Origin of the sequence: Variovorax sp. E3 (assembly GCF_016082275.1) — a bacterium.
Classification (GTDB): Bacteria; Pseudomonadota; Gammaproteobacteria; order Burkholderiales; family Burkholderiaceae_C; genus Variovorax.
Window position 1 is genome coordinate 1 of record NZ_MOWM01000054.1, and the last position, 24,141, is coordinate 24,141.

The 24,141-nt window shown below is 67.1% G+C and carries 21 protein-coding genes and 4 pseudogenes; 13 read left to right on the top strand and 12 right to left on the bottom strand.

Annotation, left to right across the window (positions count from 1 at the left end; genetic code table 11):
* Positions 1-72: 72 nt before the first annotated feature.
* The 7 genes and pseudogenes from BMG07_RS19475 to BMG07_RS19500 all read right to left on the bottom strand — a co-directional run bounded on the left by BMG07_RS19475 (position 73) and on the right by BMG07_RS19500 (position 6,138).
* A complete protein-coding gene (locus BMG07_RS19475) occupies positions 73-1,605 on the bottom strand; it encodes a DHA2 family efflux MFS transporter permease subunit (RefSeq protein WP_198085939.1) in 1,533 nt (510 codons plus the stop codon).
* Positions 1,602-2,075 carry a MarR family winged helix-turn-helix transcriptional regulator gene (locus BMG07_RS19480; RefSeq protein ID WP_198085940.1) on the bottom strand — a complete coding sequence of 158 codons (474 nt, stop codon included), beginning with the start codon at positions 2,073-2,075 and terminating at the stop codon, positions 1,602-1,604. The genes BMG07_RS19475 and BMG07_RS19480 overlap by 4 nt, the downstream gene beginning before the upstream one ends.
* A 26-nt stretch (positions 2,076-2,101) precedes the next feature.
* Positions 2,102-2,542, bottom strand: coding sequence for a hypothetical protein (locus tag BMG07_RS44200; protein ID WP_307867021.1), 441 nt, complete (start codon positions 2,540-2,542; stop codon positions 2,102-2,104).
* A gap of 201 nt (positions 2,543-2,743) precedes the next feature.
* A pseudogene (locus BMG07_RS44205) lies at positions 2,744-3,280 on the bottom strand (epoxide hydrolase family protein); the annotation flags it as partial.
* 10 nt (positions 3,281-3,290) lie between these two features.
* Positions 3,291-4,259, bottom strand: a pseudogene (locus tag BMG07_RS19490) (magnesium and cobalt transport protein CorA); the annotation flags it as partial.
* 16 nt (positions 4,260-4,275) lie between these two features.
* Entirely contained in the window at positions 4,276-4,908 is a 633-nt protein-coding gene (locus BMG07_RS19495) for a hypothetical protein (protein ID WP_307867018.1), read from the bottom strand.
* A gap of 168 nt (positions 4,909-5,076) precedes the next feature.
* Positions 5,077-6,138 carry a porin gene (locus tag BMG07_RS19500; RefSeq protein ID WP_198085942.1) on the bottom strand — a complete coding sequence of 354 codons (1,062 nt, stop codon included), beginning with the start codon at positions 6,136-6,138 and terminating at the stop codon, positions 5,077-5,079.
* 282 nt (positions 6,139-6,420) lie between these two features.
* On the opposite strand from BMG07_RS19500, the gene BMG07_RS19505 reads away from it, so the two are divergent.
* The 3 genes from BMG07_RS19505 to BMG07_RS19515 all read left to right on the top strand — a co-directional run bounded on the left by BMG07_RS19505 (position 6,421) and on the right by BMG07_RS19515 (position 8,906).
* A complete protein-coding gene (locus BMG07_RS19505; protein WP_269759176.1) occupies positions 6,421-7,380 on the top strand; it encodes a tripartite tricarboxylate transporter substrate binding protein in 960 nt (319 codons plus the stop codon).
* Positions 7,381-7,620: 240 nt separating this feature from the next.
* Positions 7,621-8,322 carry a fumarylacetoacetate hydrolase family protein gene (locus BMG07_RS19510; RefSeq protein ID WP_307867019.1) on the top strand — a complete coding sequence of 234 codons (702 nt, stop codon included), beginning with the start codon at positions 7,621-7,623 and terminating at the stop codon, positions 8,320-8,322.
* 41 nt (positions 8,323-8,363) lie between these two features.
* On the top strand, positions 8,364-8,906 hold the full coding sequence (locus tag BMG07_RS19515) for a VOC family protein (RefSeq protein WP_198085967.1): 543 nt from the start codon (positions 8,364-8,366) through the stop codon (positions 8,904-8,906).
* Positions 8,907-8,962: 56 nt separating this feature from the next.
* Here BMG07_RS19515 and BMG07_RS19520 read toward each other — a convergent pair whose 3' ends face one another.
* The 4 genes from BMG07_RS19520 to BMG07_RS19530 are packed head-to-tail and all read right to left on the bottom strand — an operon-like array spanning position 8,963 to position 11,453.
* Complete coding sequence (locus BMG07_RS19520) at positions 8,963-9,928, bottom strand: 2-hydroxyacid dehydrogenase (protein ID WP_198085943.1); 966 nt, start codon at positions 9,926-9,928, stop codon at positions 8,963-8,965.
* An 18-nt stretch (positions 9,929-9,946) separates the two neighbouring features.
* Positions 9,947-10,159 carry a VOC family protein gene (locus tag BMG07_RS42445; RefSeq protein ID WP_269759178.1) on the bottom strand — a complete coding sequence of 71 codons (213 nt, stop codon included), beginning with the start codon at positions 10,157-10,159 and terminating at the stop codon, positions 9,947-9,949.
* A 29-nt stretch (positions 10,160-10,188) separates the two neighbouring features.
* Positions 10,189-10,374 (bottom strand): VOC family protein, encoded by a 186-nt coding sequence (locus tag BMG07_RS42450; RefSeq protein ID WP_269759179.1) that lies wholly within the window; start codon positions 10,372-10,374, stop codon positions 10,189-10,191.
* Positions 10,362-11,453, bottom strand: a complete 1,092-nt coding sequence (locus BMG07_RS19530) for a GntR family transcriptional regulator (protein WP_198085944.1) — start codon at positions 11,451-11,453, stop codon at positions 10,362-10,364. The genes BMG07_RS42450 and BMG07_RS19530 overlap by 13 nt, the downstream gene beginning before the upstream one ends.
* Before the next feature lie 139 nt (positions 11,454-11,592).
* Between BMG07_RS19530 and BMG07_RS19535 the strand changes: the two genes are divergently transcribed.
* From BMG07_RS19535 to BMG07_RS19565, 7 genes and pseudogenes are all read left to right on the top strand, one after another.
* Positions 11,593-12,516 carry an alpha/beta hydrolase gene (locus BMG07_RS19535; protein WP_198085945.1) on the top strand — a complete coding sequence of 308 codons (924 nt, stop codon included), beginning with the start codon at positions 11,593-11,595 and terminating at the stop codon, positions 12,514-12,516.
* A gap of 38 nt (positions 12,517-12,554) precedes the next feature.
* Positions 12,555-13,463, top strand: a complete 909-nt coding sequence (locus BMG07_RS19540) for a dihydrodipicolinate synthase family protein (protein WP_198085946.1) — start codon at positions 12,555-12,557, stop codon at positions 13,461-13,463.
* Positions 13,460-13,918, top strand: coding sequence for a RidA family protein (locus tag BMG07_RS19545; RefSeq protein WP_198085947.1), 459 nt, complete (start codon positions 13,460-13,462; stop codon positions 13,916-13,918). Before BMG07_RS19540 ends, BMG07_RS19545 begins: the two co-directional genes overlap by 4 nt.
* On the top strand, positions 13,908-14,492 hold the full coding sequence (locus BMG07_RS19550; RefSeq protein ID WP_198085948.1) for a malonic semialdehyde reductase: 585 nt from the start codon (positions 13,908-13,910) through the stop codon (positions 14,490-14,492). The genes BMG07_RS19545 and BMG07_RS19550 overlap by 11 nt, the downstream gene beginning before the upstream one ends.
* A gap of 376 nt (positions 14,493-14,868) precedes the next feature.
* Positions 14,869-17,525 (top strand): annotated as a pseudogene (mutS, locus tag BMG07_RS19555) (DNA mismatch repair protein MutS).
* 28 nt (positions 17,526-17,553) lie between these two features.
* Positions 17,554-18,393, top strand: a complete 840-nt coding sequence (locus BMG07_RS19560; RefSeq protein ID WP_198085949.1) for a proteasome-type protease — start codon at positions 17,554-17,556, stop codon at positions 18,391-18,393.
* 5 nt (positions 18,394-18,398) lie between these two features.
* Positions 18,399-19,210: pseudogene (locus BMG07_RS19565) on the top strand (alpha/beta fold hydrolase).
* A 55-nt stretch (positions 19,211-19,265) separates the two neighbouring features.
* On the opposite strand, the gene BMG07_RS19570 reads toward BMG07_RS19565, so the two are convergent.
* Positions 19,266-20,738: an amidase gene (locus tag BMG07_RS19570; RefSeq protein WP_198085950.1), complete on the bottom strand. Its 1,473-nt coding sequence runs from the start codon at positions 20,736-20,738 to the stop codon at positions 19,266-19,268.
* 95 nt (positions 20,739-20,833) lie between these two features.
* Between BMG07_RS19570 and BMG07_RS19575 the strand changes: the two genes are divergently transcribed.
* The 3 genes from BMG07_RS19575 (at position 20,834) to BMG07_RS19585 (ending at position 24,141) form a co-directional block, all read left to right on the top strand.
* Positions 20,834-21,430: an N-acetyltransferase gene (locus tag BMG07_RS19575; protein ID WP_198085951.1), complete on the top strand. Its 597-nt coding sequence runs from the start codon at positions 20,834-20,836 to the stop codon at positions 21,428-21,430.
* Between the two features lie 144 nt (positions 21,431-21,574).
* Positions 21,575-22,306 (top strand): response regulator transcription factor, encoded by a 732-nt coding sequence (locus tag BMG07_RS19580; protein ID WP_198085952.1) that lies wholly within the window; start codon positions 21,575-21,577, stop codon positions 22,304-22,306.
* A gap of 89 nt (positions 22,307-22,395) precedes the next feature.
* Positions 22,396-24,141 carry an ATP-binding protein gene (locus tag BMG07_RS19585; RefSeq protein WP_307867020.1) on the top strand — a complete coding sequence of 582 codons (1,746 nt, stop codon included), beginning with the start codon at positions 22,396-22,398 and terminating at the stop codon, positions 24,139-24,141.

Genomic DNA, 24,141 nt, shown 5'->3' on the forward strand with positions numbered 1-24,141 from the left:
AGCGACGGCAATTGATACGCCGCCAGCCCCCACCCCTACCCTCCCCCAGCGGGGGAGGGAGAACCTCAAAAATCAATGCGGGACTTCAGCCGGCCCTGAAGCCGCCCCGCTGCGTTTCGGACTCCGAATCAACAGCAGCAGCGGAATCGCCAGCACCGTGATCACCATCATGATCGCGAAGTCGTCCAGGTAGCCGATCAGCGCGCCCTGCCGCGTCACCTCCGCATTGAGCAGCGCCAGCCCGGTCATCGTGTCCGGCGACATCATCTGCGGCAGCGTCGACAGCGCCTGGTTGCCCGGCGCCACCGTCGACGCAATCTGCGCATGCGCCTTGCTCGAGCCTTCGGTCAGCAGCGCCTGCACGATCGAGATGCCCACGCTGCTGCCGATGTTGCGCAGCAGGCTGAAGATGGGCGTGCCCTGGTTGCGCAGCCGCGGCGCCAGCGTGGCGAAGGTGGCGGTCGACAGCGGCACGAAAGTGAAGCCGATGCCCAGCCCCTGGATGAAGCCCGACACCACGATCAGGCTGCTGTCCATCTGCAGCGTGAGCCGCGTCATTTGATAGAGCGAGAACGCCGTGAGGCTGAAGCCCACGGCCATGATGGCGCGCACGTCCACCTTCTGCACCAGCCGCCCGACGATGATCATCGCGATCATGGTGCCCACGCCGCGCGGCGCCGTCACCTCCCCGGTGTAGACCACCGGATAGCCCATCAGGCCCTGCAGGAAGTTGGGCAAGAGCGCCATCGTCGCGAACAAAATCATGCCGACGATGAAAGCGAACAACAGCCCGGTGACGAAGTTGCGGTCTTTCAGCAGGTCGCGGTCGAAGAACGACACGCCCTGCACCGTCCACGTGTGCACCACGAAGAAGCCGAAGGCCACCAGCGCGGCGGCGGCTTCGAGCTTGATTTCCCACGAGTCGAACCAGTCGAGCTGCTCGCCCCGGTCCAAAAACAGCTGCAGCATGCCGATGGCCAGGCTCAGCGTGACGAAGCCGAAGATGTCGAGCTTCTCGCCCTGCGGCCGGCTCTCGGGCAAGTAGCGCGCAATGCCCCAGAACGCGAAAATGCCCACCGGCAGGTTGATGAAGAACACCCAGCGCCAGTCGAAGTTCTCGGTGAGCCAGCCGCCCAGGAGCGGCCCGAGGATGGGCCCGACCATGATGCCCGCGCCCCAGATCGCCATGGCCTGGCCGACCTTCTCGCGCGGGTTGATGTCCAGCAGCACCGCCTGCGACAGCGGCACCAGCGCCGCGCCGAAAATGCCCTGCAGCAGCCGCGCGGCCACGATGCCGACCAGCGACGTGGCCAGCCCGCACAGCGCCGACGCCACCGTGAAACCGATCACCGAGATAATGAACACGCGCCGCCGCCCCCAGTGGCCGCACAGCCACCCGGTCAGCGGCAGCGCGATGGCCGAGGCCACGATGTAGGAGGTCAGCACCCAGGTGATCTGGTCCTGCGAGGCCTGCAGGCTGCCCTGCATGTGCGGCAGCGCCACGTTGGCGATGGTGGTGTCCAGCGCCTGCATGATGGTCGCCAGCATGATCGAGATGGTGATCATCCCGCGGTGCGGCACCTTGGTTCCGGGTGCGACGCTCATGGCTTCTTCTTTTCCTCGCCGGGCGAGGTGATGTCGATCAGGCTCTCGCGCACCCGCGTCAGCAGGCTCAGCAGTTGCGCGCGCTCGGCCTGCGACAGCACGGTCATCACGCGGGCGTTGAGCCCGTCGCTGATGCTCAGCGCGCCGTCGAGCGCTTTCTCGGCGCTGGGCTCCAGGTGGATCTTGTTGACGCGGCGGTCGGTGGCGCTGGGTTCGCGGCGGATCCAGCCGGCCGCGGCCATGCGGTCGCACAGCCCGGCCACGGCCATGGGCGTGAGGTCCAGGCGCTGCGCCAGTTCGGCCTGCGACAGCGGCTCGTCTTCGTCGTGCATGGCCAGCGCGCCGAGCAGGCGGCACTGGGCGCTGGTCAGGCCGATGCGCTCGCGCGCCAGGCGGTCGAACTCTTCGCTGTAGAGCTTGCCCACGCTCTTGACGAGAAAACCGAAGCGCTGGGTGAAGTCCCTTTTCATAAGGGACTAGATTATCTACATGTTTATTAGTTTGGCGTTAGCACCGCGGACGGCACCCTGAGCGGACGGAAAAACGCCCTCAGTTCCTGCGCCAGAAGTTCGGGCTGCTCCATGGCCGCGAAATGCCCGCCCTTGGGCATCGTCGTCCAGCGTGCGACGTTGTAGCCGCGCTCCACCCAGGAGCGCGGCGGCATCGGCAACTCGTGCGGGAACTGCGCCACGCCGAGCGGCGGCGCCACGGTTTCGCCGCGTTGCAGATGCACGGGATGCAAACTGTTCTCCCGATACAAGCGCAGCGTTGCATCGGCCGTGCCGCTGAACCAGTAGAGACAGACGTTGGTCAGCAACGCATCGAGGCCGAGCAGTTGCACGACGTCGCCGTCGCAGTCGCTCCAGGCCTGGAATTTCTCAAGCATCCACGCTGCCAGCGCGACCGGCGAATCCATCAGGCCATACGCGAGCGACAAGGGCTTGGTGGCCTGGATGTGGCTGTAGGCACCCTCCGCCTTGGCCCAGGCCTCGATGCCGGAGAGAAAAGCTTGTTCTTCCGCGCTGATCGGCGGCAGCCCCTCGCCCAATGGAGGTCGATAGCTGCCGGGAATGAAGTTGAGATGCAACCCCGCCACCCGCTGCGGATAGCGTTGCGCCAGCCACGTCGACACGCTCGCGCCCCAGTCTCCGCCCTGCGCCCCATAGCGCGCATAGCCCAGCCCTGCCATCAGTTCCGCCCAAAGCGCGGCGATGCGATGCGGCCCGAAACCCGGCCGATCCGGCGCTTGGGAAAAGCCGTAGCCCGGCAGCGACGGCACGACCACGTGAAAAGCGTCGGCGGGATCCGCGCCGTGTGCGCCCGGGTCGGCGAGCAGCGGAACAATGCGCGCCATTTCGGCAAACGAGCCCGGCCATCCGTGAGTGATGACCAAGGGCAGCGGGTCCGGGCCATGGCCGCGCTGGTGGACGAAGTGGATGTTCAGTCCGTCGATCTCCGCGAGGAATTGAGGCAACGCGTTGAGTCGCGCTTGCTGCGCGCTCCAATCGAAGTCTTCGATCCAGTGGTGCGCCACACGCTGCATGAACGCAAGGCTCGTGCCCTCGTGCCAGTCCGATGCATGCATTGCGGCGGGCCAACGCGTGGCGCGGACGCGCTGACGCAGATCGTCGACGCGCGCCGGATCGATGTCGATGGCGAAGGGACGTGCCTGCACGGTCAGAGCAGCCGGCCTTGCGAAACCGGTAATACAGGTAGCCGCAGGTGGTGACGATCAGGCCGAGCGCCACCGCGTAGCCGTAGCGGAATTTCAGCTCCGGCATGTTCTCGAAGTTCATGCCCCAGATGCCGGCGAACGCGGTGCACACCGCGAAGATGCTGGCCCAGGCCGCGAGGCGCTTGGTCACTTCGCTCTCTTCGATGGTGACCATCGACAGGTTCACCTGGATCGCCGTGGCAATGGTGTCGCGCACCGCGTCGATCGAGCCGTTGATGCGCCCCAGGTGGTCGCCCACGTCGCGAAAGTACTCCTGCGAGCTCATGCAGATCTGCGGCACGCGGCCGCCGTGCATCTTGCCGGCCGCCTCCAGCAACGGCGCCACCGCGCGCTTGAGCACCATGCTGCGCCGCTTCAGGTCGTAGAGCTGCTTGATCTTGTCGCGCGCCGCGCCGCCCTGGCCGAAGATCTGCTGCTCGATGGCCTCGAGCTCGACCTCCAGCGCGTCGATCACCGGAAAGTAGCGGTCGACCACCGCGTCCATCAGCGCATACAGCACGAAGCCCGCGCCGTTGCGCAGCAGCTCGGGCTCGCGCTCGCAGCGCTCCCGCACGCCCAGAAAGCCCTGCCGGCTGCGGTTGCGCACCGACAGCACGTAGTTGGCGCCGACGAACACGTCGACCTCGCCCACGTTCGTGCAGTGCTCGCCTTCGGGCGAAGGCTCGACCAGGTGCATGACCACGAAGAGCGAGTCGCCGTATTCCTCGACCTTGGGGCGCTGGTGGCCGTGGTGGGCGTCTTCCACGGCCAGCGGGTGCAGGCCGAACTCCTTCTGCATCTCGCTGAGTTCGGCGTCGGAGGCATCGCTCAGCGCCACCCAGACGAAGCAGCCCGGGCGGGAGATGTAGTCGCTGATGTCCTCGACCGAGATGTCGGCGAGCTTGGCACCGTTTTCGTAGGCTACGCAGTTGATCAGCATCGGTGCATGTCCATGGTCAATCGTCGGAGGCGGTCGCGGCCAGTTGGCTGGTGGCGGCCAGCGACGCCTCGATGGCGTGCGTCTCGCTCCTGAGCAGCGCGAGCCCCTTCTCGGCGAACGCGGCGTGGCTCACAAGGTCGGCCCACAGGCTCGTCGCGGCTTCGGAGCAGGTGAGCGACGCGAAGCGGATGCGGCCCTTCGCCAGCTCGACGAAGCGCTGCTCGCGCAAAGGGTCGGCCCGGTCCCACGCGCCGCCGATGAGCACGCGCTTGCCGCGCTTGATGCGGGGTTCGCGCTCGGCAAAGAAGGGCAGCTTGGCCGAAACCCAACCGGCCATGCCGCTGGTCAGTGCGGTGTCGAAGGCGGACGGGGCGGTGTGCGCCTTGGCAAACTCGCGCAGGGTGCCGAGGGTGTAGAGCAATGGGTCCTTGGACCCCGCCGCGCCGTCGTCCACGGGCCGGATGACCGACGGGGCGTTGCCCGGTCGTCCTTGCGGCCCCTTCGGCTTGCGCAGGTCCGCCAGCTGGGCCGGCGACATGCACAGATACAGCGCCGCGAGTTCGGCGGGCAAGGTGGCGGCGTCCGGCAGCGCGTGCGCTTCAGGGCCTTTGAATTCATCCAGCTGGGCCATGGGCGCCTTGTTCTTCACGCGGGGTTTGCGCCTCGCGATTTTAGAGCGGCGGTTGCGCGGTGACGGGGCCGAATGCCGGGGAGCCTGGCGCCCTCGGCATTGCCCTGCCACGGACGAAGGAGGAGGTCCGGGCCCTGGCTCTTCCTGCCGAGGGAACACCGGCAACAACCTGCCGGCCCCTCGCGACTAGAACGCGTGGCGGATCCCGAACTCGATTCCCTTGGCGGTACCTCCGGGACCATTCAGGCCCGTGGCGCTCAGGCCGAAACCGTAGACCGAAATATCTGACGCGCCCTTGTTGGTCACGCGCGCATAGGTGCCGTAGAGCTGCGTGCGCTTGGACAGGTTGTGGTCGTAGCCGACGACCAGCTTGCGATAGTCGTTCGGACTCTTCTTGCGGTCGTAGCTGCTGAAGGCCGCGCGCAGTTCGCCGGCGCCCACAGGCACCGTGGCCCCGAGCAGCCACCCCAATTGCCTGTTGACGATCGGCCCGGAAATCGCCTTCTCGTGGGCCACGGCGAACAGCAGCTTCGCCACGCCGAAGTTGTACGAGGCACCCAGGTTGCGGGCCGTCAGGCCACCACTGGCTGCGCCGACACCCGTCGCGTGCTTGCCGGCAGCCACGGCCACGTTCAGCTTGCCGTTGGCGTAACCCAGGCGAAACCCGTTGTAGTTGCCCGCCTTGGACTTGACGTCCGGCGCGTTCTCCGCGAAGGCGTGTTGAAACTGCCCGTAGAAGCCGCCGAGGTTGGCGGGAAGGAAGTAGCCGACAGTGTTGCTGTTGCGCAGAAACCGTCCTCCGTTGACGCCACCTGGTGCATTGCCCAGTTGCGCGGCGAGCTCGTTGCCGCCGACACCGTTGCCGCCCGGGTCGAACAGCGTGGTGTTCCAGAAGGTCGGCGCGACATCGCGCCCGAGACGGACTTCGCCGAACTTGCCGGACAGGCTGACGGTCGAGCGCCGCGCGAAGTTGTACGCGGAGGTCTGGTCCGCGCCCATGCCCACGTCGTTGTGAAGCTGTCCCTCCAGATGAAAGCTGGCGGCAAGCCCTCCACCCAGATCCTCCGTGCCGCGAAAGCCCAGGCGGCTGTGACTCTGGCTGCTGTGAGTCAGCCCGGTCTTGTGCCCGTTGCTGCCCGATATGCGGGCAACGCCGACGTCGAGAACGCCGAACACCGCAACCGAGGACTGGGCCGCCGTCAGGCCGGGCAAGCCCAGCACCGCCAGGGCGATCAGGGGAGTTTTCATCTTTCGCATCTCCTAATAATTTTTGGTATACCCAAGAAACATTAAAAATACCGGGCGCAATGTATTGGATCCCGAGACTGACCGCAAGAGGTTTCGTGTTCGCAGGGGAAAACGCTTGCCGGCGGTGTGGATGTTTCGCGGCGCGAACGCCCGGCGGGAGTGGGGAGCGCAGCCCCCCGGGAATCTCGTGCGCCCCGAGGAAACACCTACCCGAAGCAAAAGTCCGTCAGTTTTGGTATTTTTAAATGTATATTTGGTATACCAATAAACGAAGGAAGAGAAATGCACATGTTTCGTCGCGTCGTCGGTCTTGCTGTTGCTGCGATTTCCCTGAGCGCGGGGGCACAGACCTGGCCCCAGCGCCCCGTCACCATCGTCGTGCCGTATGGCGCGGGTGGAAATTCGGACCTGATTGCGCGGCTGACGGCGGCGCACCTCGCCCCGGCCCTGGGACAGCCGGTCGTGGTCGAGAACCGGCCTGGAGCCGCGGGCCTGGTGGCGGCCAAGTACGTGGCCGATGCACACCCCGACGGCTACACCTTGTTGATGGGCACGGCCTCCCAGCTCGTCACCGCGCCCTTCATCAATGCCAACATCGCGATCGACCCGGTCAAGAGCTTCGAGCCCGTCGTCAAGATCGGCGACAACGCCTTCATCCTTGCCGTGCGGCCGCAACTCGCGGTGCGCAACCTGGCCGAGTTCGTGAGCTACGCCAAGACCAACAAGGCCTCCTACGGAAGCGGCGGCATCGGCGGCATCACCCATCTGGCCAGCTATCTGTTCGCGCGCAATGCGGGCGTCGAGATGCTGCACGTGCCCTACAAGGGCGGGGCCTCCGCAGTCTCCGACCTGATCGGCGGCCAGATCGACATGTACTCAGCCAGCCCGTCGGAAATCATTTCCTTGTCGAAGTCCGGCAAGGTGAAGCTGTTGGCCATCTCCAGCAAGAAGCGACTGGAGCAGTTGCCCAACGTTCCGACGATCGCGGAGACCTATCCCGGCCATGAAGTCGAATCGTGGAACGGCCTGCTGGCGCCAGCGGGCACGCCGCAAGCGGTCCTGGATCGGGTCGCCTCGGAGGTCATCAAGATGAAAGGCGATGCGCATGTGACGAAGAAACTCGAGGAGGCCGGCATCACGCCCGTCTACCTCAGGGGCCAGGCGTTCTCTGCCGAGATCCGGCAGCAGACCGCCATGTGGGGACCCGTATTGAAGAACTCAGGTATTCAGGCAAAGGATTGATGACATGAACTGGTTTGGTATTGCAACGTACGAGAGTGCCGATGGTTCTCGGCGCATGGGTCTTGTGGTGGACGAAAAGGTCTACGACGCCGAGGCCGCGCTGGCGGCCGTCGCGCCCGCGATTCGCTTGCCCGCGGGCGGCTTGACCGGGCTGCTGGCCGACTGGCCGGCCTTGCAGGGGCCGCTGCTGGCGGCTTTCGAAACGGCCGCTGGGGCGATCCTTCGATCGGGGGCGCCGCGGTGCAGGCACGCACCGAGGCACTGGCCGTGCCGTACCAGCCCGGCCGGATCTTTGCGACGGCATCGAACTTCTACGAGCATGCGGCGGAAATGGGCACCAAGCTCGCCGCGCGCAGCGAGAGCTCGCCCTACATCTTCATGAAGGCCGAGACGAGCGTCACGCCCACCCGGTCGGCCGTCGTCATGCCACCGGGCACCGAGCGCCTGGACTGGGAGGTCGAGCTGGCCGTCGTCATCGGGCAAGGCGGGCGGCACATTCCCGCCGCGCGCGCGCACGAGCACATCGCCGGCTACATGGTGATCAACGACATCAGCGCGCGCGACCTGAACCGGCGCACCGACTACCCCTTTTCCCACGACTGGTTTCGCGGCAAGAGCTTCGACACCTTCGCGCCGCTCGGGCCGTGGTTCGTTCCCCGCGACTGCATCGGCGACCCGCAGAAGCTGCGCATGCGCCTGAGCGTCAATGGCGAAACGATGCAGGACGCCAGCGCCGAAGGCATGATCTTCAACATCGCCGAGCAGATCGAATACCTCTCGGGCATCGTGACGCTGCGCGGCGGCGACCTCATTGCGACCGGCACGCCGACGGGGGTGGGCATGGGCCGCGGCGTCTACCTGAAGCCGGGCGATGTGATGGTCGCATCCATCGACCAGATCGGCTCCATCGAAAACCACGTCGTGATGCAGACAGCCTCATGAGCGACGTCACCCTTTCGCATAACAACCTCAAGGAGACTTCCATGGAAACGTTGAAGCCCAAGCGTCTGGGACACATGGTCCTCATGGTCCGGGACATTCAAAAATCATGCAGCTTCTACACGCAGGTGCTGGGCCTGCAGGTGTCGGACTGGATCGGTGACAAGATGGTCTTCCTGCGCGCGGGCACGGACCATCACGATCTGGCGCTCGCGGAGTTGCCCGTGGACTCGCCCGACCGCGACGACCTGCCGCGGTACTCGCGCCCGGGGCTCGAGCACTTCTCCTACCTGGTCGAGAGTGAGGAGGAAATCGAGCGCTCGGTCCGGGTGCTGCAGCAGCACGGCATCGAGATCGTGCGAGGCATCGGTCGGCACGGCCCCGGCAACAACCTGTTCCTCGTCTTCAAGGATCCGGATGGCAACAACGTCGAGGTCTACTGCGAGATGACGCAGATTCCGCAGGACGGCCAGCACAAGGCGCAGGTCTGGGAGCGCAACCTGGAATCGTTCGACCAGCACCGGCTCGAGCGCTTCGTGGTTCCGCCTCCGCCGCATCTGGTTGCTTCCAAGACGCAAAAACCGTAGACCCGCGGAACAAAAGAAAGGAGGCGCTGCCGCAAGGCAGCGCCTCCTTTTTGCATCTACGCCTGCGCGGCGTGGCGCGGCGCGCCTGCCGCCAATTGCGACAACAGCGGCCGTCCCGTGAACCAGGCGTCGAGATTGGCCATCAACGCATCTCTTTGCGCCAGTTGTGCCGTGGGCGACCGGCCCGCGATGTGCGGAGTGATCAGCACATTGTCCAGGCCGATGAGTTGCGCCGGCACCTGCGGCTCCGTCTCGAGAACGTCCAGGCCGGCGCCGGCGATGGTGCGGGCTTGCAGTGCCGCCACCAGGTCGTCCGTGCACACGACCGACCCGCGCGCCACGTTGACGACATAGCCCTCGGGGCCAAGGGCATCGAGCACCGGCTTGTCGACGATGTGGCGGGTCGAGGCCCCACCGGGGCAGGCCGCGACGAGAAAGTCGCTTTGCCGCGCCAGCTCGGTCAGCGCGGGGACATGCACGCCGTGCGCGTGCGGCTTGGCGCCGCGATCGAAGTACAGCACCTGCATGTCGAACGCGGCCGCGCGCCGTGCGATGGCGTGCCCGACCCTGCCCATGCCGATGATGCCCACCGTGCTGCCGTTCAGCGTGGGCCGAACGGCGCGCGACAGAGGCCACCGGCCGTCGCCGACGGCCTTCGTGAGCGGGGCGTAGCCACGGCTGAGCGCCAGCATGAAGCCCAGCGCATGGTCGGCGACCGTCTCGCCGTTCGTGTCCGGCGCATTGGCGACGGCGATGCCCCTGGCGCCAGCGGCGACCAGGTCGATGTTTTCATGGCCGACGCCGAACGAGCAGACCAGCTGCAAGGCCGTGAGCCGCGCCATGCAGGCGCCGGGCAAACCGGTCGTTCCGTTGGTGACCACGGCCGTGACGCCGTGTCGCGCGGCCTCGCCGATCACGGCCTCGGTGGGGCCCTCGGGACAGTAGTGAAGAACGTATGCGCACGACAGGGCGTCGCGGGTCTCCGCCGGCAGCGGGATGAGGGCCAGAACATGGCGATCCATTGCCTCGTGCCCCCGGAACTATGCCGCAGCCGCCGAAGACGGCGGGACAGGCGCGACCTCCTTGGTCGCGCCTTTCCAGCCGGACTCGGTGATGTCGAAGACGATGCCGTCGGGCGTGCGGTACTTGACCTCATAGAACACGTTGGGGTCGGTCTCCTTGCGCCCGGTGAGGTAGGTACCTCCGGCCGCTTTCACGCGCGCTTCGGCGGCCTCCAGGTTGTCGACCCACATGCCGAAGTGGATGACGCCGCGTACATCCTTCAGTCCGGCGTAGCCGGAACGGTCTCGTCCTTGAAGTTCAGCAACGCCACATTCATCACGCCGTCGGTCATGTACCAGCCGCGCATCGCGCGCCCCGCGCGCGTCATGCCGAATGCCTGCTCGAAGAACTGCGCCGCCTGCTCGGGGTCGCTGACGGAGAGCGCGATGTGCCTCAACTTTTCCATGTCGAAAATCCTTTTCTAGAGACTATTGGAACGACGGAATAGTACATCAGCAACAACATTTGGTATACCAAACTTGTTCTTGGTGTTCTTTCTAGCCAGAGAGATGGGAACGACGAGAGAAAGCCGCGCAAATACCCCCACGCCAGGGGGCGAGACCGAGGCCGGAAGGCAAGGAGGCAGGAAGAGAAAGGAGGACCGAGCGGCGGCGCGTCGTGCCGCTGGCAATCAAAAAAAAGCGCAAGAACGAAGCAGCCCGCTGGCGTGGGGCTGCGAGACACGGCCTTGGCTGCCGTGCCTGAGCGGTTATGCAGAACCGGTTTTTTCCGGGGCTTGGTCGTGGCCGTCGCTCGCCCACCGCCCGGTGCCTTGGGCTTCTTCGCGGCGGCCACCGCGGTCTTCTCGCGCCGCGGCTGGGAAGCCGCCTCGTGGGCGGGATCAGCCGCCGACGAGGCGCCGGCCTCCGACGCCTGGCGCAAGGCGCGCAGTGCCGCATTGCCCAGGTGGGCGTTGTGCGCGCGCATGGCCAGGTAGGCCGCCTCGCCGTGACCTCCCACGATCGCATCCACGATCGCATCGTGAGAGGCGTGCGATGTGACGAGCCTGTCGTTCTCGGCGGGGTGATATTGCCGGTAGGGGCTCAGACGCTCGCGGATGTCTCCCACCATCTGGGCCAGCACCTTGTTGTGGGAACCTTCCAGGATCAAGCGATGAAACTCGCGGTTGGCTTCGAGATAACCGTCGAGGTCTTCGTTGCCCACGAACTCCTTGGCGCGCTGGTGGATGTACACCAGTTCGGTTTTCTCCATGGTCGTCATCGATTCTGCGGCGAGCCTGGCGCACAGCGCCTCCAGTTCGCAGTCGGCGTGAAGGATCTCCGAGAGTTCCTTCACACCGATCTGCATGACGACCACGCCCCGCATGGGAAGAATCTGGGTGAGCCCGCGGGCGGCCAACTGGCGCAGGGCTTCGCGCACCGGCGTGCGCGACACCTCGAACTTCTCCGCCAACTGGCGCTCGTCCAGTCGCATGCCCGGCGGGAAGTTCCCGCTGATGATCTGTTCGGAAATCAGCGACTGCACCCTGGCAGAAATAGTTGTCATTGTTCTTCCGCGCACATTTTTGGAGCGGCCATCTTAGCGCCTGGCGTTGCGCGATACACGGTGGTGGAACAATCTGACATTTGGTATACCAAAAAATGAACTGGTGTATTATTTGTCGATGACAAACGCTGAACCTTTGCTCGCAAGCCCCCGGTCGGACACCGAGGCGCTGCTCGAGGAGATCGGCCCGAAATGGGCCTCGGACATCAACAAGCACCGCGACCTCGTGATCGCGCACTACACGCCGAAGGTCCGGCACGCGGCCGACGACGGCGTGGCCATTGCGCGGGACCTTGCCTACGGCGCCGCGCCGCGCCAGACGCTGGACGTGCATTTCGACGCGTCCTGGCGGCCGAACACCCGTGACGTGGTGGTGTTCCTGCACGGCGGTGCATTCGTTCGCGGCAAGAAGAGCGTGAACGGACAGGTCTACGACAACGTCGCGCACTGGTTCGCGCGCCGGGGCATCGTCGGCGTGAATGTGGAATATCGGCTGGCGCCCGCGGCGGCGTACCCGGCCGGCGCGCAAGACGCCCTGCACGCGTTTCGCTGGGTGCAGGACAACATCGCCCGTTACGGCGGGCGGGCCGACCGCATCTTCCTCATGGGGCACTCCGCCGGCGGGTGCCATGTGGCCAGCGCGATCTTCGATCCCGCGTGCGAGCGCATCGCCGACCAGGCGCTGGCCGGCGCGATCCTGGTCAGCGCGCGCCTGCGCGCGGACACCCTGCCCGACAACCCGAACGCCGAAGGCGTGCGCGCCTATTTCGGCGCGGACCCGTCGCTGTACGAGGCGCGCTCGCCGATCAGCCATGTCCATACCAGCAACGTTGCGCTGCTGGTCGCGGTGGCGCAGTACGAGAACCCGCACCTGGACACCTACGGCGAGGCGTTCTACCGCCGTGCCCAGGCGCTGCCGCGCACGGCACTGACGCGCTTCGTTCGACTGGAGCGCCACAACCACACATCGATCGTGGCGCATTTCAACAGCGGCGAAGACACGCTGGGCCAGGCGATCACGCGCTTCATGGCGGACGCCTGAAGTCTCGTTCCTCATTTTCTTTTCATCACGAGGTATTCATGAGCCCCACCCGAAGCGCCGAAGTTTTCGCGCCCGCGCTGACCCCCTTTCACGCAGACCTGAGCGTGAACCGGTCGGCATTCATCGGTTTCTGTCGATGGCTGGTCTCGCAGCGTGTCGGCCTGGCCGTGTTCGGCACCAACAGCGAAGCCAATTCGTTGTCGGTGGCCGAGAAGATCGATCTGCTCGAAGCCCTGGTCGAGGCCGGCATCTCCCCGGCCAAATTGCTGCCGGGCGTCGGCCTGTGCGCGCTTGCCGACACCATCGTGCTCACGAAGAAGGCGGTCGAGCTGGGGTGCGCCGGCACGCTCACCTTGCCGCCGTTCTATTTCAAGCCGGCCCACGACGACGGGCTGTTTGCCTACTACTCGCAAATCATCCAGGCGGTCGGCTCGGACCGCCTGAAGATCTACCTGTATCACATTCCCCAGTTCACGGGCGTGGGCATCACCCATGCATTGATCGAGCGGCTCATCAAGGCGTATCCGCGGACCGTCGTCGGTATCAAGGACAGCTCGGGCGACTGGGCCAATACAGAAAGCATGCTGCGATCGTTCCCCGGTTTCAGCGTCTTCCCGGCCTCGGAATCCCTGCTCGAGAAAGCCCTGCCCCTGGGCGCCGCCGGCTGCATTTCCGCGACGGCCAACGTCCAGCCGCGAACCATCGTGAACGCCATCGAGCATTGGGGGTCGCACGAGTTCGCGGGCCTGCAGGCCGAGGCGAACGCGGTTCGTTCGCTGTTCCAGCGGCATCCGATGATTCCAGCGCTCAAGTACGTGGTCGGGGAAGCGATGGGCGACCGGACCTGGCGCAACGTGCGGCCGCCGCTTTGCCCTGCGGGCGACGAGTGGGCTGGCACGCTGGCCCGTGAGTTGGCTGCGCTGAACTTCTCGATGGCCGCGTCATGACGGCCACCGAAAGCGCGTGCGCCTTGCCGCCGCCCCTGGGGAAGTACCCGCGTTTTCGACGCGCGGGCGACTTCGTCTACATCTCGGGCGTGAGCGCCCGCATGCCGGATGGCTCGATCGACGGGGTCATCGTCGAGGGGGACGCGGTTCGCCACGACGTGGCCGTCCAGACCCGGCGGGTCATGCACAACGTGGCGCAGGCGCTCCAATCGAGCGGCGCGACGCTGGCGGACTGCATCGACATCACGGCCTTCCTGACCCGCGCGGAAGACTTCGATGCGTTCAACCGGGTCTACGGCGAATGTGTGGCCACACCGGCGCCGACGCGCACCACGGTCGTCGTTCGCGGACTGCCGCACCCCGACATGGTCGTCGAGATCAAGGCCGTGGCATGGCTGCGGCCATCGGCATCGAGCGACGCCGCGCCGGCTCGCGAGGTCGATCATGCTGGATGAAGACGCACTGAAAAGGTTGTTCCTGGAGGCGCGAAGCCAGAACGGATTTCTGGACAAGCCGGTCGACGAGGCGATGCTGACGGCACTCTACGAGCTGATGAAGTTCGGCCCGACCAGCGTCAACTGCAGCCCGCTGCGCGTGATCTTCCTGGTCTCGCCGGAAGCGAAGAAGACGCTGCTGCCCGCGCTGAGTCCCGGCAACGTCGGCAAGGCGATGTCCGCCCCCGTGGTCGCGGTGCTCGGCCATGACCTGCACTTCTTTCGCCATGCGGCCCGACTGTTTCCGCACCGGCCGGGCGTGTTCGACGGCTTCGCCGCCGATCCCGCACTGGCCGAGACCACGGCCTTTCGCAACGGGACCCTGCAAGCCGCCTATCTGATGATCGCGGCGCGCGCGCTCGGTCTCGATTGCGGGCCCATGTCCGGCTTCGACGAAGCCGCGGTCAACCGGCTGTTCTTCCCCGAGGGGGACGTGCGGGTCAATTTCCTGTGCAACCTGGGCTACGGCGACACGGGCAAGATTTTCCCGAGGCTTCCGAGGCTCTCGTTTCCGAACGTCTGCGCAATCCGCTAGCGGGCGCCGTCGTGCATGCGCACGACAGGCGACGGATGAACAGGTGAGCTGGAGGCTCGACGCCGGCAGGCTATTTGAACCCGTGGATCCCGCTGCGCGCCGCGGCCGTCGTCTTCAGGCGCAGGCCGCCACACCCGTCCACGATAATGTGCTCCCCAGGCTTGGGCAGCTTTGCTGCGCGCGCGTCGAATGGCATGCGTCGACTTCCACGGCGTAACTTTCCTCATGACCGGTTCGCCGCCTCGGCGGAACACCGAACCATCACGCAGCCCAAAAAGCGACGCCGAAGCCTCCAGTGCATTGAAGTTTGAAGACGTGCGATGACCAAGACCGAAACCGCCAGGAATTCACTTTCCCCAATGGGATCAACGATTTAATGGCAAAAGTCGATACAGATCAACGGGTTGGCGAAAGCCAGTTTCCAGCCCACACGCCCATGATGGCGCAGTACCTCGGCCTCAAGGCCGACCATCCGGACACCCTGCTGTTCTACCGGATGGGCGATTTCTACGAGCTGTTCTGGGCCGACGCCGAAAAGGCCGCGCGCCTGCTCGACATCACGCTCACCCAGCGCGGCCAGTCGGCCGGCCAGCCGGTGGTGATGTGCGGCGTGCCCTTCCACGCGGTCGACACGTACCTGGGCCGGCTCATCAAGCTGGGCGAATCGGTCGCCATCTGCGAACAGGTGGGCGAAGTCGGCGCGAGCAAGGGCCCGGTCGAGCGCAAGGTGGTGCGGGTGGTCACGCCCGGCACGCTGACCGACTCGGAACTGCTCAACGACAAGAGCGAATCGCTGCTGCTCGCGGTGCACGCGGGCACGCGCAATTTCTGCGGGCTGGCGTGGCTCAGCGTGACCGGCGCCGAGCTGCGGCTGGCCGAGTGCCCGGCGGACGCGCTCGAAGCCTGGATCGCGCGCATCGCGCCGAGCGAACTGCTCTACAGCGCCGAAGTGACGCCCGCCTTCGAGCAGCGCCTGAAGGCCGCGCGCAGCGCCACGCCCTTCACGCTGTCGCTGCGCCCCGCGTGGCAGTTCGACGGCGGCCTGGGCGAGCGCAAGCTGTCCGAGCAGATGGGCAGCAACAGCCTGGCCGCCTGGAACGCCGAGTCGCTGACCAACGCGCACGCCGCCGCCGCCGCGCTGCTGGGCTATGCCGAGCACACGCAAGGCCGCGCGCTGTCGCATGTGCAGCGCTTGTCGGTCGAGCGCGACGGCGACCTGATCGAACTGCCGCCCACCACGCGCCGCAACCTGGAGCTGGTGCAGACGCTGCGCGGCGAAGACTCGCCCACCATGTTCTCGTTGCTCGACACCTGCATGACGGGCATGGGCAGCCGGCTGCTCAAGCGCTGGCTGCTGTCACCCCGGCGCGACCGCTCCGAGGCGCAGGCCCGGCTCGAAGCCATCGGCGCGCTGCAGTCGACCGTGCTCGGCGGCACGGCCGCGCCGTGGCGCACGCTGCGCGAGCAGCTCAAGAACACGAGCGACGTGGAACGCATTGCCGCGCGCATCGCGCTGCGCCAGGTGCGCCCGCGCGAACTGCTGGCGCTGCGCCTGGCGCTGGCCAAGGCCGAGCAACTGGCGCCGCTGCTGCCCGGCGCGGCCGCGCTGCTGGCGCAGATCACCGAGCGTCTGGCCCCACCCCCGGCTGCGCCGACCTGCTGGTGAGCGCGATCAAGCCCGACCCGTCGGCGCTGGTGCGCGACGGCGGCGTGATCGCCACCGGCCACGACGCCGAGCTCGACGAGCTGCGCGCCATCAGCGACAACTGCGACGACTTCCTGCTCAAGCTCGAAGTCAGCGAGCGCGAGCGCACCGGCATCAGCAACCTGCGGGTGCAGTTCAACCGCGTGCACGGCTTCTACATCGAGGTGACGCAAAGCGCGCTCTCGAAGGTGCCCGACAACTACCGCCGCCGCCAGACGCTGAAGAACGCCGAGCGCTTCATCACGCCCGAGCTCAAGGCCTTCGAGGACAAGGCCCTGAGCGCGCAAGACCGCGCGCTGGCCCGCGAGAAGTGGCTCTACGAACAGCTGCTCGACGCGCTGCAGCCCTCGGTGCACGCGCTCACGCAGCTGGCCGGCGGCGTTGCCACGCTCGACGCGCTGTGCGCGCTGGCCGAGCGCTCGCACACGCTGCACTGGCGCGCGCCGAGCTTCGTGTCGCACCCGTGCATCGAGATTTCTCAAGGGCGCCACCCGGTGGTGGAAGCGCGGCTGGCCGAGAAGTCGTCGGGCGGATTCATCGCCAACGACACGCAGCTCGGCCCGCAGCAGCGCATGCAGGTGATCACCGGCCCCAACATGGGCGGCAAGTCGACGTACATGCGGCAGGTGGCCATCGTGGTGCTGCTGGCGTCCATCGGCTCGCACGTGCCGGCGGCCGCCTGCCGGCTCGGCCCCATCGACGCGATTCACACCCGCATCGGCGCGGCGGACGACCTGGCCAATGCGCAGTCGACCTTCATGCTCGAGATGACCGAGGCCGCGCAGATCCTGCACAGCGCCACCGCGCAGTCGCTGGTGCTGATGGACGAAATCGGCCGCGGCACCAGCACCTTCGACGGGCTGGCGCTGGCCGCCGGCATCGCGGCGCAACTGCACGACCGCAGCAAGGCCTTTACGCTGTTCGCCACCCACTACTTCGAGCTGACCGAGTTTCCGGCCACGCACCACGGCGCGGTGAACATGCACGTGAGCGCAACCGAAGCCGGCCGCGACATCGTGTTCCTGCACGAAATGCAGCCCGGCCCGGCCAGCAAGAGCTACGGCATCCAGGTGGCGCGGCTCGCGGGCATGCCGGCGGCGGTGGTCAACCACGCGCGGCAGGCGCTCGAGGCACTTGAATCGCAGCATGCGCAAACTCGTGCACAAGTCGACCTGTTCGCACCGCCTCCGGTGGCCGAAACGCCCCTGGCCAGCGCCGTAGAATCCGCGCTGGCTGCACTCGACCCCGACGCCATGAGCCCGCGCGAGGCGCTCGACGCCTTGTACGCCCTTCAAAAATTGAACAAACGCGAACAGGCGGCCGGCTGACCGGGCACTGTTCATGCGAGATGAACTCATGACTTACTGCGTAGGCATCAAACTCAACGCCGGCCTGGTGTTCCTGTCCGACTCGCGCACCAATGCGGGCGTGGACCACATCAGCACCTTCCGCAAGATGATCGTCTACGAGCAGCCTGGCGACCGCGTCATGGTGCTGCTGTCTTCGGGCAACCTGAGCATTTCGCAGTCGGTGCGCGAGATCCTGCAGATCGAAGAGCTGCGCGAGACCCGCGAAGACGGCTCGCAGGGCGACCCCATCACCATCTGGAACGCCAAGAGCATGTTCGACGCCGCGCGCGTGCTGGGCTCGGCCGTTCGCCACGTGTACGACCGCGACGCCGAGGCGCTCAAGCATGCGGGCCTGGATTTCAACGTGTCGTTCATCTTCGGCGGGCAGGTCAAGGGCGAAGGCATGCGCCTGTTCCTGGTGTACGCGGCCGGCAACTTCATCGAAGCCACGACCGAAACGCCTTACTTCCAGGTCGGCGAGTCGAAGTACGGCAAGCCCGTGCTCGACCGCGTGCTCACGCCCGAGACCCCGCTCGACGAGGCCGCCAAGTGCGCGCTGGTGTCGATGGACTCGACCATGAAGTCGAACCTGTCGGTCGGCCTGCCGCTGGACCTGGTGGTGTACGAGGCCAACAAGCTCGAGACCGACCGCGTGATCTGCATCGACGCCGACAACCCCTACTACCGCATGATGCACAACAGCTGGGGCCAGAAGCTGCGCGAGGTGTTCGACAGCATCGAAGACCCGGTGTGGGACGACAGCCATACCGAGCATCCGCTGAAGATGCCCGCCACGCGCCACAGCCCGCTGCGCAAGATCTCGACCCCCGACGAAAAGCTCATCTGAACCCCGTGCCCCCCGTCGTTTTCTCGCACGGCAACAGCTTCCCTGCCAGCACCTACCGCGTCGTTCTCGACAGCCTGCGCAACCGCGGCTTCGAGGTCGACGCCATCGAGAAGTTCGGGCACGACCCGAAGTACCCCGTCACCGACAACTGGCCGCACCTGGTGCAGCAGCTGGCCGACTTTGCCAAGGCGCGCGCGACCGCGCGGGCGGCCCGGTGTTCTTGATCGGCCACTCGCTGGGCGGCTTCCTGAGCCTGATGTGCGCGGCGCGCCACCCGGAGCTGGCGCGCGGCGTGGTGCTGATCGATTCGCCCATCCTCGGCGGCTGGCGCGCGAACACGCTCAACGTGGTCAAGCGCACGCCGCTCATGAAGAGCATTTCGCCCGGCGCCGTGAGCCGCAAGCGCCGCAACAGCTGGGAGCACCGCGAGGCGGTGTTCGAGCATTTCCGCGGCAAGAAGGCGTTCGCGAAGTGGGACGAGCAGGTGCTGCACGACTACATCGACCACGGCACCTTCGACGGCGACAAGGGCGGTGAAGACGGGCGCGAGCTGAGCTTCGACCGCGACGTCGAGACCGCCATCTACAACACGCTGCCCCACACCCTGGGCGCGCTGCTGCGCGCGCACCCGCTCAAGTGCAAGGCCGCGTTCATCGGCGGGCGCCAGTCGGCCGAAATGAAGCGCGTGGGCATGGCGATGACGCAGCAAGTGACCAAGGGCCGCATCACCATGCTGGACGGCACCCACCTGTTCCCGATGGAAAAGCCACTGGCGACAGCGGCGGCCGTGGAAGCCGCGCTGCGCAACCTGCTGTGATGTGACGTGACGTGACGTGACCTGATGGATGGGCCGCGCCCATCCGTTCCACGCATCACACCTTCGTGACGTGCACCCCGGGCCGCTGGCCCGCGTTCCACTTGCCGTCCAGCGCCCGCTCGATCTGCGCGGCCAGCTGCAGCAGCAACCCGTCGTTGGCCTGCGCCGCCTGCGCCTGAATGCCCAGCGGCAACCCGTTCTCCTGCGCCGCCATCGGCAGCGAAATGCCCGGCATGCCGCACAGGTTGGCCAGCGGCGTGTACGCGAAGTTCTGCCACAGGTTGGCGAACCAGTCGTGAACCGAGGGGTTGGTGCTGGTCGTCAGGTACTCGCTGGTGCCGACCTTGGGCGTGGGCAGCGCGGTGACCGGCGTCAGGATGATGTCCCACTGCTGGAAGAAATTGCCGAAGGCGCGCGAGGTGCTGTTGAACACCGCCTGCATCTTCGAGCGCTCGGTGTACGAGGTGTCCACGCCCGCTTCCCAGATCTTGATGTTGATCGGCTCCAGCAGCTCGGCCGGCGGGTGCTCGAGCCCCAGCCGGTGCAGATGGCCGTCGATGACCTGCGCGAAGTTGCTGATGTAGCAGGTGGTCTGCGCGGCAAAGGCGGTCTGGAAGTCGACCTCGGGCAGCGCCCACTCGACGTGATGGCCCAGCCCTTCGAGGAACCGGCCCACGCGCGTGAGCTCGGCCACGAAATGCGGCGTGGCGCGAAAGTCGCCCCACTCGTGCGACAGGGCAATGCGCAGGCGCCCCGGGTCTTTCTTGATGAGCGTGCTGTACGGCTCGGCCGGCGACCAGAAGGGCATGAACTCGCCCGGCGCGCCGCCGCGCGCGTTGTCCACGAAGGCCGCCGTGTCGCGCACGGTGCGGCTGTGGCAGCCCTGGATCGACACCAGACCCGACAGGTCCGACAGCCCCGGCGCCAGCGAGAACACGCCGCGCGACACCTTCAGGCCGATGTTGCCGTTCACGCCCGCCGGAATGCGGATCGAGCCGCCGCCGTCGGTGGCGTGCGACAGCGGCAGCACGCCCGCCGCGACGATGGCCGCCGTGCCGGCCGACGAGCCGCAGGTCGTGTATTGGAGGTCCCACGGATTGCGCGTGGTGCTGAACGCGTTCTCCGCCGAGCTGCACACGCCGAACTCGGGCGTGGTGCTGCGGCCCACGATGTTCAGGCCGGCCTTGCGCAGCTGCTGCGTCAAGAAGCTGTCGGCTGCCGGGCGGTGGCCCTGCATCATGGCCGAGCCGAATTCCTGCAACCGGCCCTTGAGCGTCGGGCCCAGGTCCTTCATGAGGTAAGGCAGGCCGGCGAACACGCCCTCGGGGTTCATGCCGTCCTTCAGCGGGTCGGCCACCACGTCGTCGAACACCTCGACCACGGCGTCCAGTTGCGGGTCGACCTTCGCGATGCCGGCCGCGGCCTGCGCGGCCAGTTCGGCCGCCGACACCTCGCCCTTGCGGACCCGTTCGGCCAGTCCGATGCCGTCGTGCGCGGCCCATTCATCCCAGCTCATTGCCAGCGTCATCTCTCTTGCTCCGTTTCTCTGCAGAAAAATGCGTCAGCGTACCGCGTACACCGCAGCCCTGAGCACGGACCGGCTTCCCTAGAATCGCCCGGGCAATGAAGAACCCCGAACTCCTGCCCACCCCCGCGCTGGCCGACGCGCTGATCATCGATCCGTTCTACCTGGCCATCTCGGTCGACTTCGCGCACGACATGGCCGCGCGCAAGCAGGTGCTGGCTGCGTACTTCGGCTATTCGCTGGACGAAGCCGGGCGCACCGGCCGTTGCCTGACGCTGGAAGACCGCGAACTCGGCGCGGCCGCCTGGCTGCTGCCCCGCGCGAGCGAGGTCGATGCCGCCGAGTCGGCCGCCAAGAACACGTTCCTTGCGGCCACGCTGGGGCCGCGCGGCCTGGGCAACTACCACCGCATCGTCGAGTTCATGGCGGCGCAGGCGCCGGCCGTGGTGCCGGCGGGGGCGTGGTACCTGTCGATCCTCGGTGTCTCGCCCGCATCGCAGGGGCGCGGCCTCGGCGCGCGGCTGCTGGCGTCCACGCTGGCCGAGGCCGATGCGGCGGGTGTGCCCTGTTTTCTCGAAACCTTCACGCCGCGCAGCGTGGCCTTCTACGAACGGCTGGGCTTTCGCACCGAGGCCACGCACCACGAGCCGGTCACGGCGTCGGATTACGCGATCATGTGCCGCCCGCCTCGCTGAAAACGCGATCCGGTTCTTGCCGGGCTTCGTAAGTCCATAGCGCCAAAGGGGCCCTGAGATACAAATCGCAACGCCCCGCGACAATCCCGGAAAATAAGTAAATAGTCCCGTCAGCCGTGCCACGCGGCCCGAAAAACCCGCTCCATGTCCCCACCACCGACCGACGACGTACTCCCCGTCTCGCTGACCCCGGCACTGATCGTCGAAGACGATCCGGCCATGCAGGAGCGGCTGCGGTACGTGCTGTCCACCCTGGGCGGCGACGACGAACGCATTGCCGTGACCGACACCGTGGCGGGCGCGCAGCAGCTGATCGACGCGCACGGCTACGGCGTGGTGCTGGTCGACATCGGCCTGCCCGACGGCAGCGGGGTCGAGCTGATCGGCTGGCTCCAGGCCCACCACCCCGGCATTCCGGCGGTGGTGATCTCGGCCTGGCGCACCGAGGAAATCATCTTTGCGGCACTGCGCGCGGGCGCCATCGGCTACCTGCTGAAGGAGCGCGACGACCTCGAGCTGAGCATTGCGCTGCGCAGCATCGAACAGGGCGGCGCGTCGATCGACCCGACGATCGCGCGGCGCATCCTGTCGTGGCTGGCAACCACGCAGTCGCCGGCCGCCCCGCCCCCCGTCCCCGCCAGTGCGCCCCCGGCCGACAGCGTGGCGCCGGGCGAACCGCCCGCGGCGCTGACGGCGCGCGAGCGCAAGATCCTCGAACTCGTCTCGCAAGGGCTGAGCAACCGCGACATGGCCGAAACGCTGTCGATCTCCAGGCTGACCGTGGAATGCCATACCAAGAACATCTACCGCAAGCTGGCCGTCAACTCGCGCACCGAGGCCGTCTTCCAGGCACGAAGGCATGGCTTGCTGCGCTGACCGGCGCGCTGCTTTCGCTTCTTCTGTGCCTCGCGGCGAGCCCGGCTTTCGCGCAGGCCGCCCTGCCCTCCGCGCTCCAGGTCGAGGCCGTGCGCGCCGCCGGCTGGAACGACACCACCCCACCCGCGGACGGCTGGACGCCCGTCACCCTGCCCGACAGTTGGGCCGCGCGCTGGCCCGGCTTCGACGGCGTGGTCTGGTACCGGCTGACCTGGCAGCAGCCCGCGCAGTTGCGTGAAACCGGCCTGCTGCTGAACTACCTCAACATGGCCGGCGAGGTGTCGCTCAATGGCACGCCGATTTCGCGCGACGACAGCCTGGTGGAGCCGCTCACGCGCGCCTGGAACACGCCGCGCCATTGGCTGCTGGCGCCGCCGCTGCTCGCGCCCGGCGCCACCAACACGCTGCTGGTGCGCGTGTCGGGCCTGGCGGCCTACCAGGCGGGGCTGGGGCCGGTCGAGCTCGGCGAACCGGGGGCGATACAGGCGCGCTTCGAGCGCGAGCGGCTGGTGCGCCGCGACCTGCAGATGCTGGGCCTGGCGGTCAGCGCCGCGGTCTCGGCCTTCTTCGCCGCATGGTGGTGGCTGCGCCGGCGCGAAACGGCCTACGGCTGGTTCGCCGTGATGTCGGTGCTGTGGCTGCTGTTCGCCTACAACCAGATCGCGACCAGCCCCTGGCCCTTCAGCTCCAACCACGGCTGGCAGGCGCTGAACACATCTTTGCTGCTGGTGTTCAGCGTGTCGTACATGCTGTTCGTGCTGCGCTACTGCGAGCGGCGCGTGCCCTGGCTCGAAGGCGCGGCGCTGCTGGTGGCCGTGGCCGGCGTGCTCGACCTGTGGCTGGCGCCCCTTGCGACGCTGGCCCCGCACCGCGCCGTGTGGACGCTGGTGGGCGGCCTCACGGTGATCGTGGTGAACAGCTGCGCCATCGTCTACGCCTGGCGCCACCGCGGCAGCCCGGTGCGCCTGCTGGCGCCCTTCATGGCGCTGTCGGCGGCAACGGGGGCGCACGACCTGCTGGTGTTCACGCAGGTGATCGACAGCAACGTGTACTACACGAACATGTCGTCTTACGTGCTGCTGCTGGGCATGGCGCTGACGCAGGCCGCGCGCTTCGCGCAGAGCCTGCGCCGCATCGAGAACTTCAACACCGAACTGATCGAGGAAGTGAGCGCGGCCAAGGCCGAGCTGGCCGCCACGCTGGCGCAGCAGCATGCGCTGGAGCTGGCGCATGCGCGCATCGGCGAGCGCGTGAACCTGGTGAGCGACCTGCACGACGGACTGGGCGGCATGCTGGTGGGCAGCATCGCGACGCTGGAGCGCCAGCCCGACAACCTCGGCGCGCCCGAACTGCTGGCCATGCTCAAGCGCCTGCGCGACGACCTGCGGCTGATCATCGACGCCACCGGCCGCGACGACGGGGCGCGCACGCTGGGCGAGCTGCTGGCGCCCATGCGCCACCGCAGCGCGCAGCTGCTGGACGCCAACGGCATCGACTGCCGCTGGAAGGTGTCGGACATCGACACGCTCGAGCTGCCGCCCTCGCAGAGCCTGGACCTGATGCGTTTTCTGCAGGAGGCCCTGACCAACGTGCTCAAGCACAGCGGCAGCAAGCGCGTGGACGTGACCGTGGCGCGCGCGGGCGCCGAACTGCGGCTCAGCGTGCGCGACGACGGGCGCGGCTTCGCGGTCGAGAACACCGGTGGCGCCGCCGGCACGGGCGGCGCCGGGCTGCGCAACCTGCGCACGCGGGCACGCCGCCTCGGGGCCGAGCTGCGACTGCAGTCGCGCCCCGGCCAGACGCAGGTGGCGCTGCGGATGCCGCTCGCCACCTGA

Coding starts and splice junctions, on each gene's coding strand:
- BMG07_RS19475 (WP_198085939.1), bottom strand. CDS start 1,605: ATGAGCGTCGCACCCGGAACCAAGGTGCCGCACCGCGGGATGATCACC.
- BMG07_RS19480 (WP_198085940.1), bottom strand. CDS start 2,075: ATGAAAAGGGACTTCACCCAGCGCTTCGGTTTTCTCGTCAAGAGCGTG.
- BMG07_RS19500 (WP_198085942.1), bottom strand. CDS start 6,138: ATGAAAACTCCCCTGATCGCCCTGGCGGTGCTGGGCTTGCCCGGCCTG.
- BMG07_RS19505 (WP_269759176.1), top strand. CDS start 6,421: ATGCACATGTTTCGTCGCGTCGTCGGTCTTGCTGTTGCTGCGATTTCC.
- BMG07_RS19515 (WP_198085967.1), top strand. CDS start 8,364: ATGGAAACGTTGAAGCCCAAGCGTCTGGGACACATGGTCCTCATGGTC.
- BMG07_RS19520 (WP_198085943.1), bottom strand. CDS start 9,928: ATGGATCGCCATGTTCTGGCCCTCATCCCGCTGCCGGCGGAGACCCGC.
- BMG07_RS42445 (WP_269759178.1), bottom strand. CDS start 10,159: ATGTGGGTCGACAACCTGGAGGCCGCCGAAGCGCGCGTGAAAGCGGCC.
- BMG07_RS42450 (WP_269759179.1), bottom strand. CDS start 10,374: ATGGAAAAGTTGAGGCACATCGCGCTCTCCGTCAGCGACCCCGAGCAG.
- BMG07_RS19535 (WP_198085945.1), top strand. CDS start 11,593: ATGACAAACGCTGAACCTTTGCTCGCAAGCCCCCGGTCGGACACCGAG.
- BMG07_RS19540 (WP_198085946.1), top strand. CDS start 12,555: ATGAGCCCCACCCGAAGCGCCGAAGTTTTCGCGCCCGCGCTGACCCCC.
- BMG07_RS19545 (WP_198085947.1), top strand. CDS start 13,460: ATGACGGCCACCGAAAGCGCGTGCGCCTTGCCGCCGCCCCTGGGGAAG.
- BMG07_RS19550 (WP_198085948.1), top strand. CDS start 13,908: ATGCTGGATGAAGACGCACTGAAAAGGTTGTTCCTGGAGGCGCGAAGC.
- BMG07_RS19560 (WP_198085949.1), top strand. CDS start 17,554: ATGACTTACTGCGTAGGCATCAAACTCAACGCCGGCCTGGTGTTCCTG.
- BMG07_RS19570 (WP_198085950.1), bottom strand. CDS start 20,738: ATGACGCTGGCAATGAGCTGGGATGAATGGGCCGCGCACGACGGCATC.
- BMG07_RS19575 (WP_198085951.1), top strand. CDS start 20,834: ATGAAGAACCCCGAACTCCTGCCCACCCCCGCGCTGGCCGACGCGCTG.
- BMG07_RS19580 (WP_198085952.1), top strand. CDS start 21,575: ATGTCCCCACCACCGACCGACGACGTACTCCCCGTCTCGCTGACCCCG.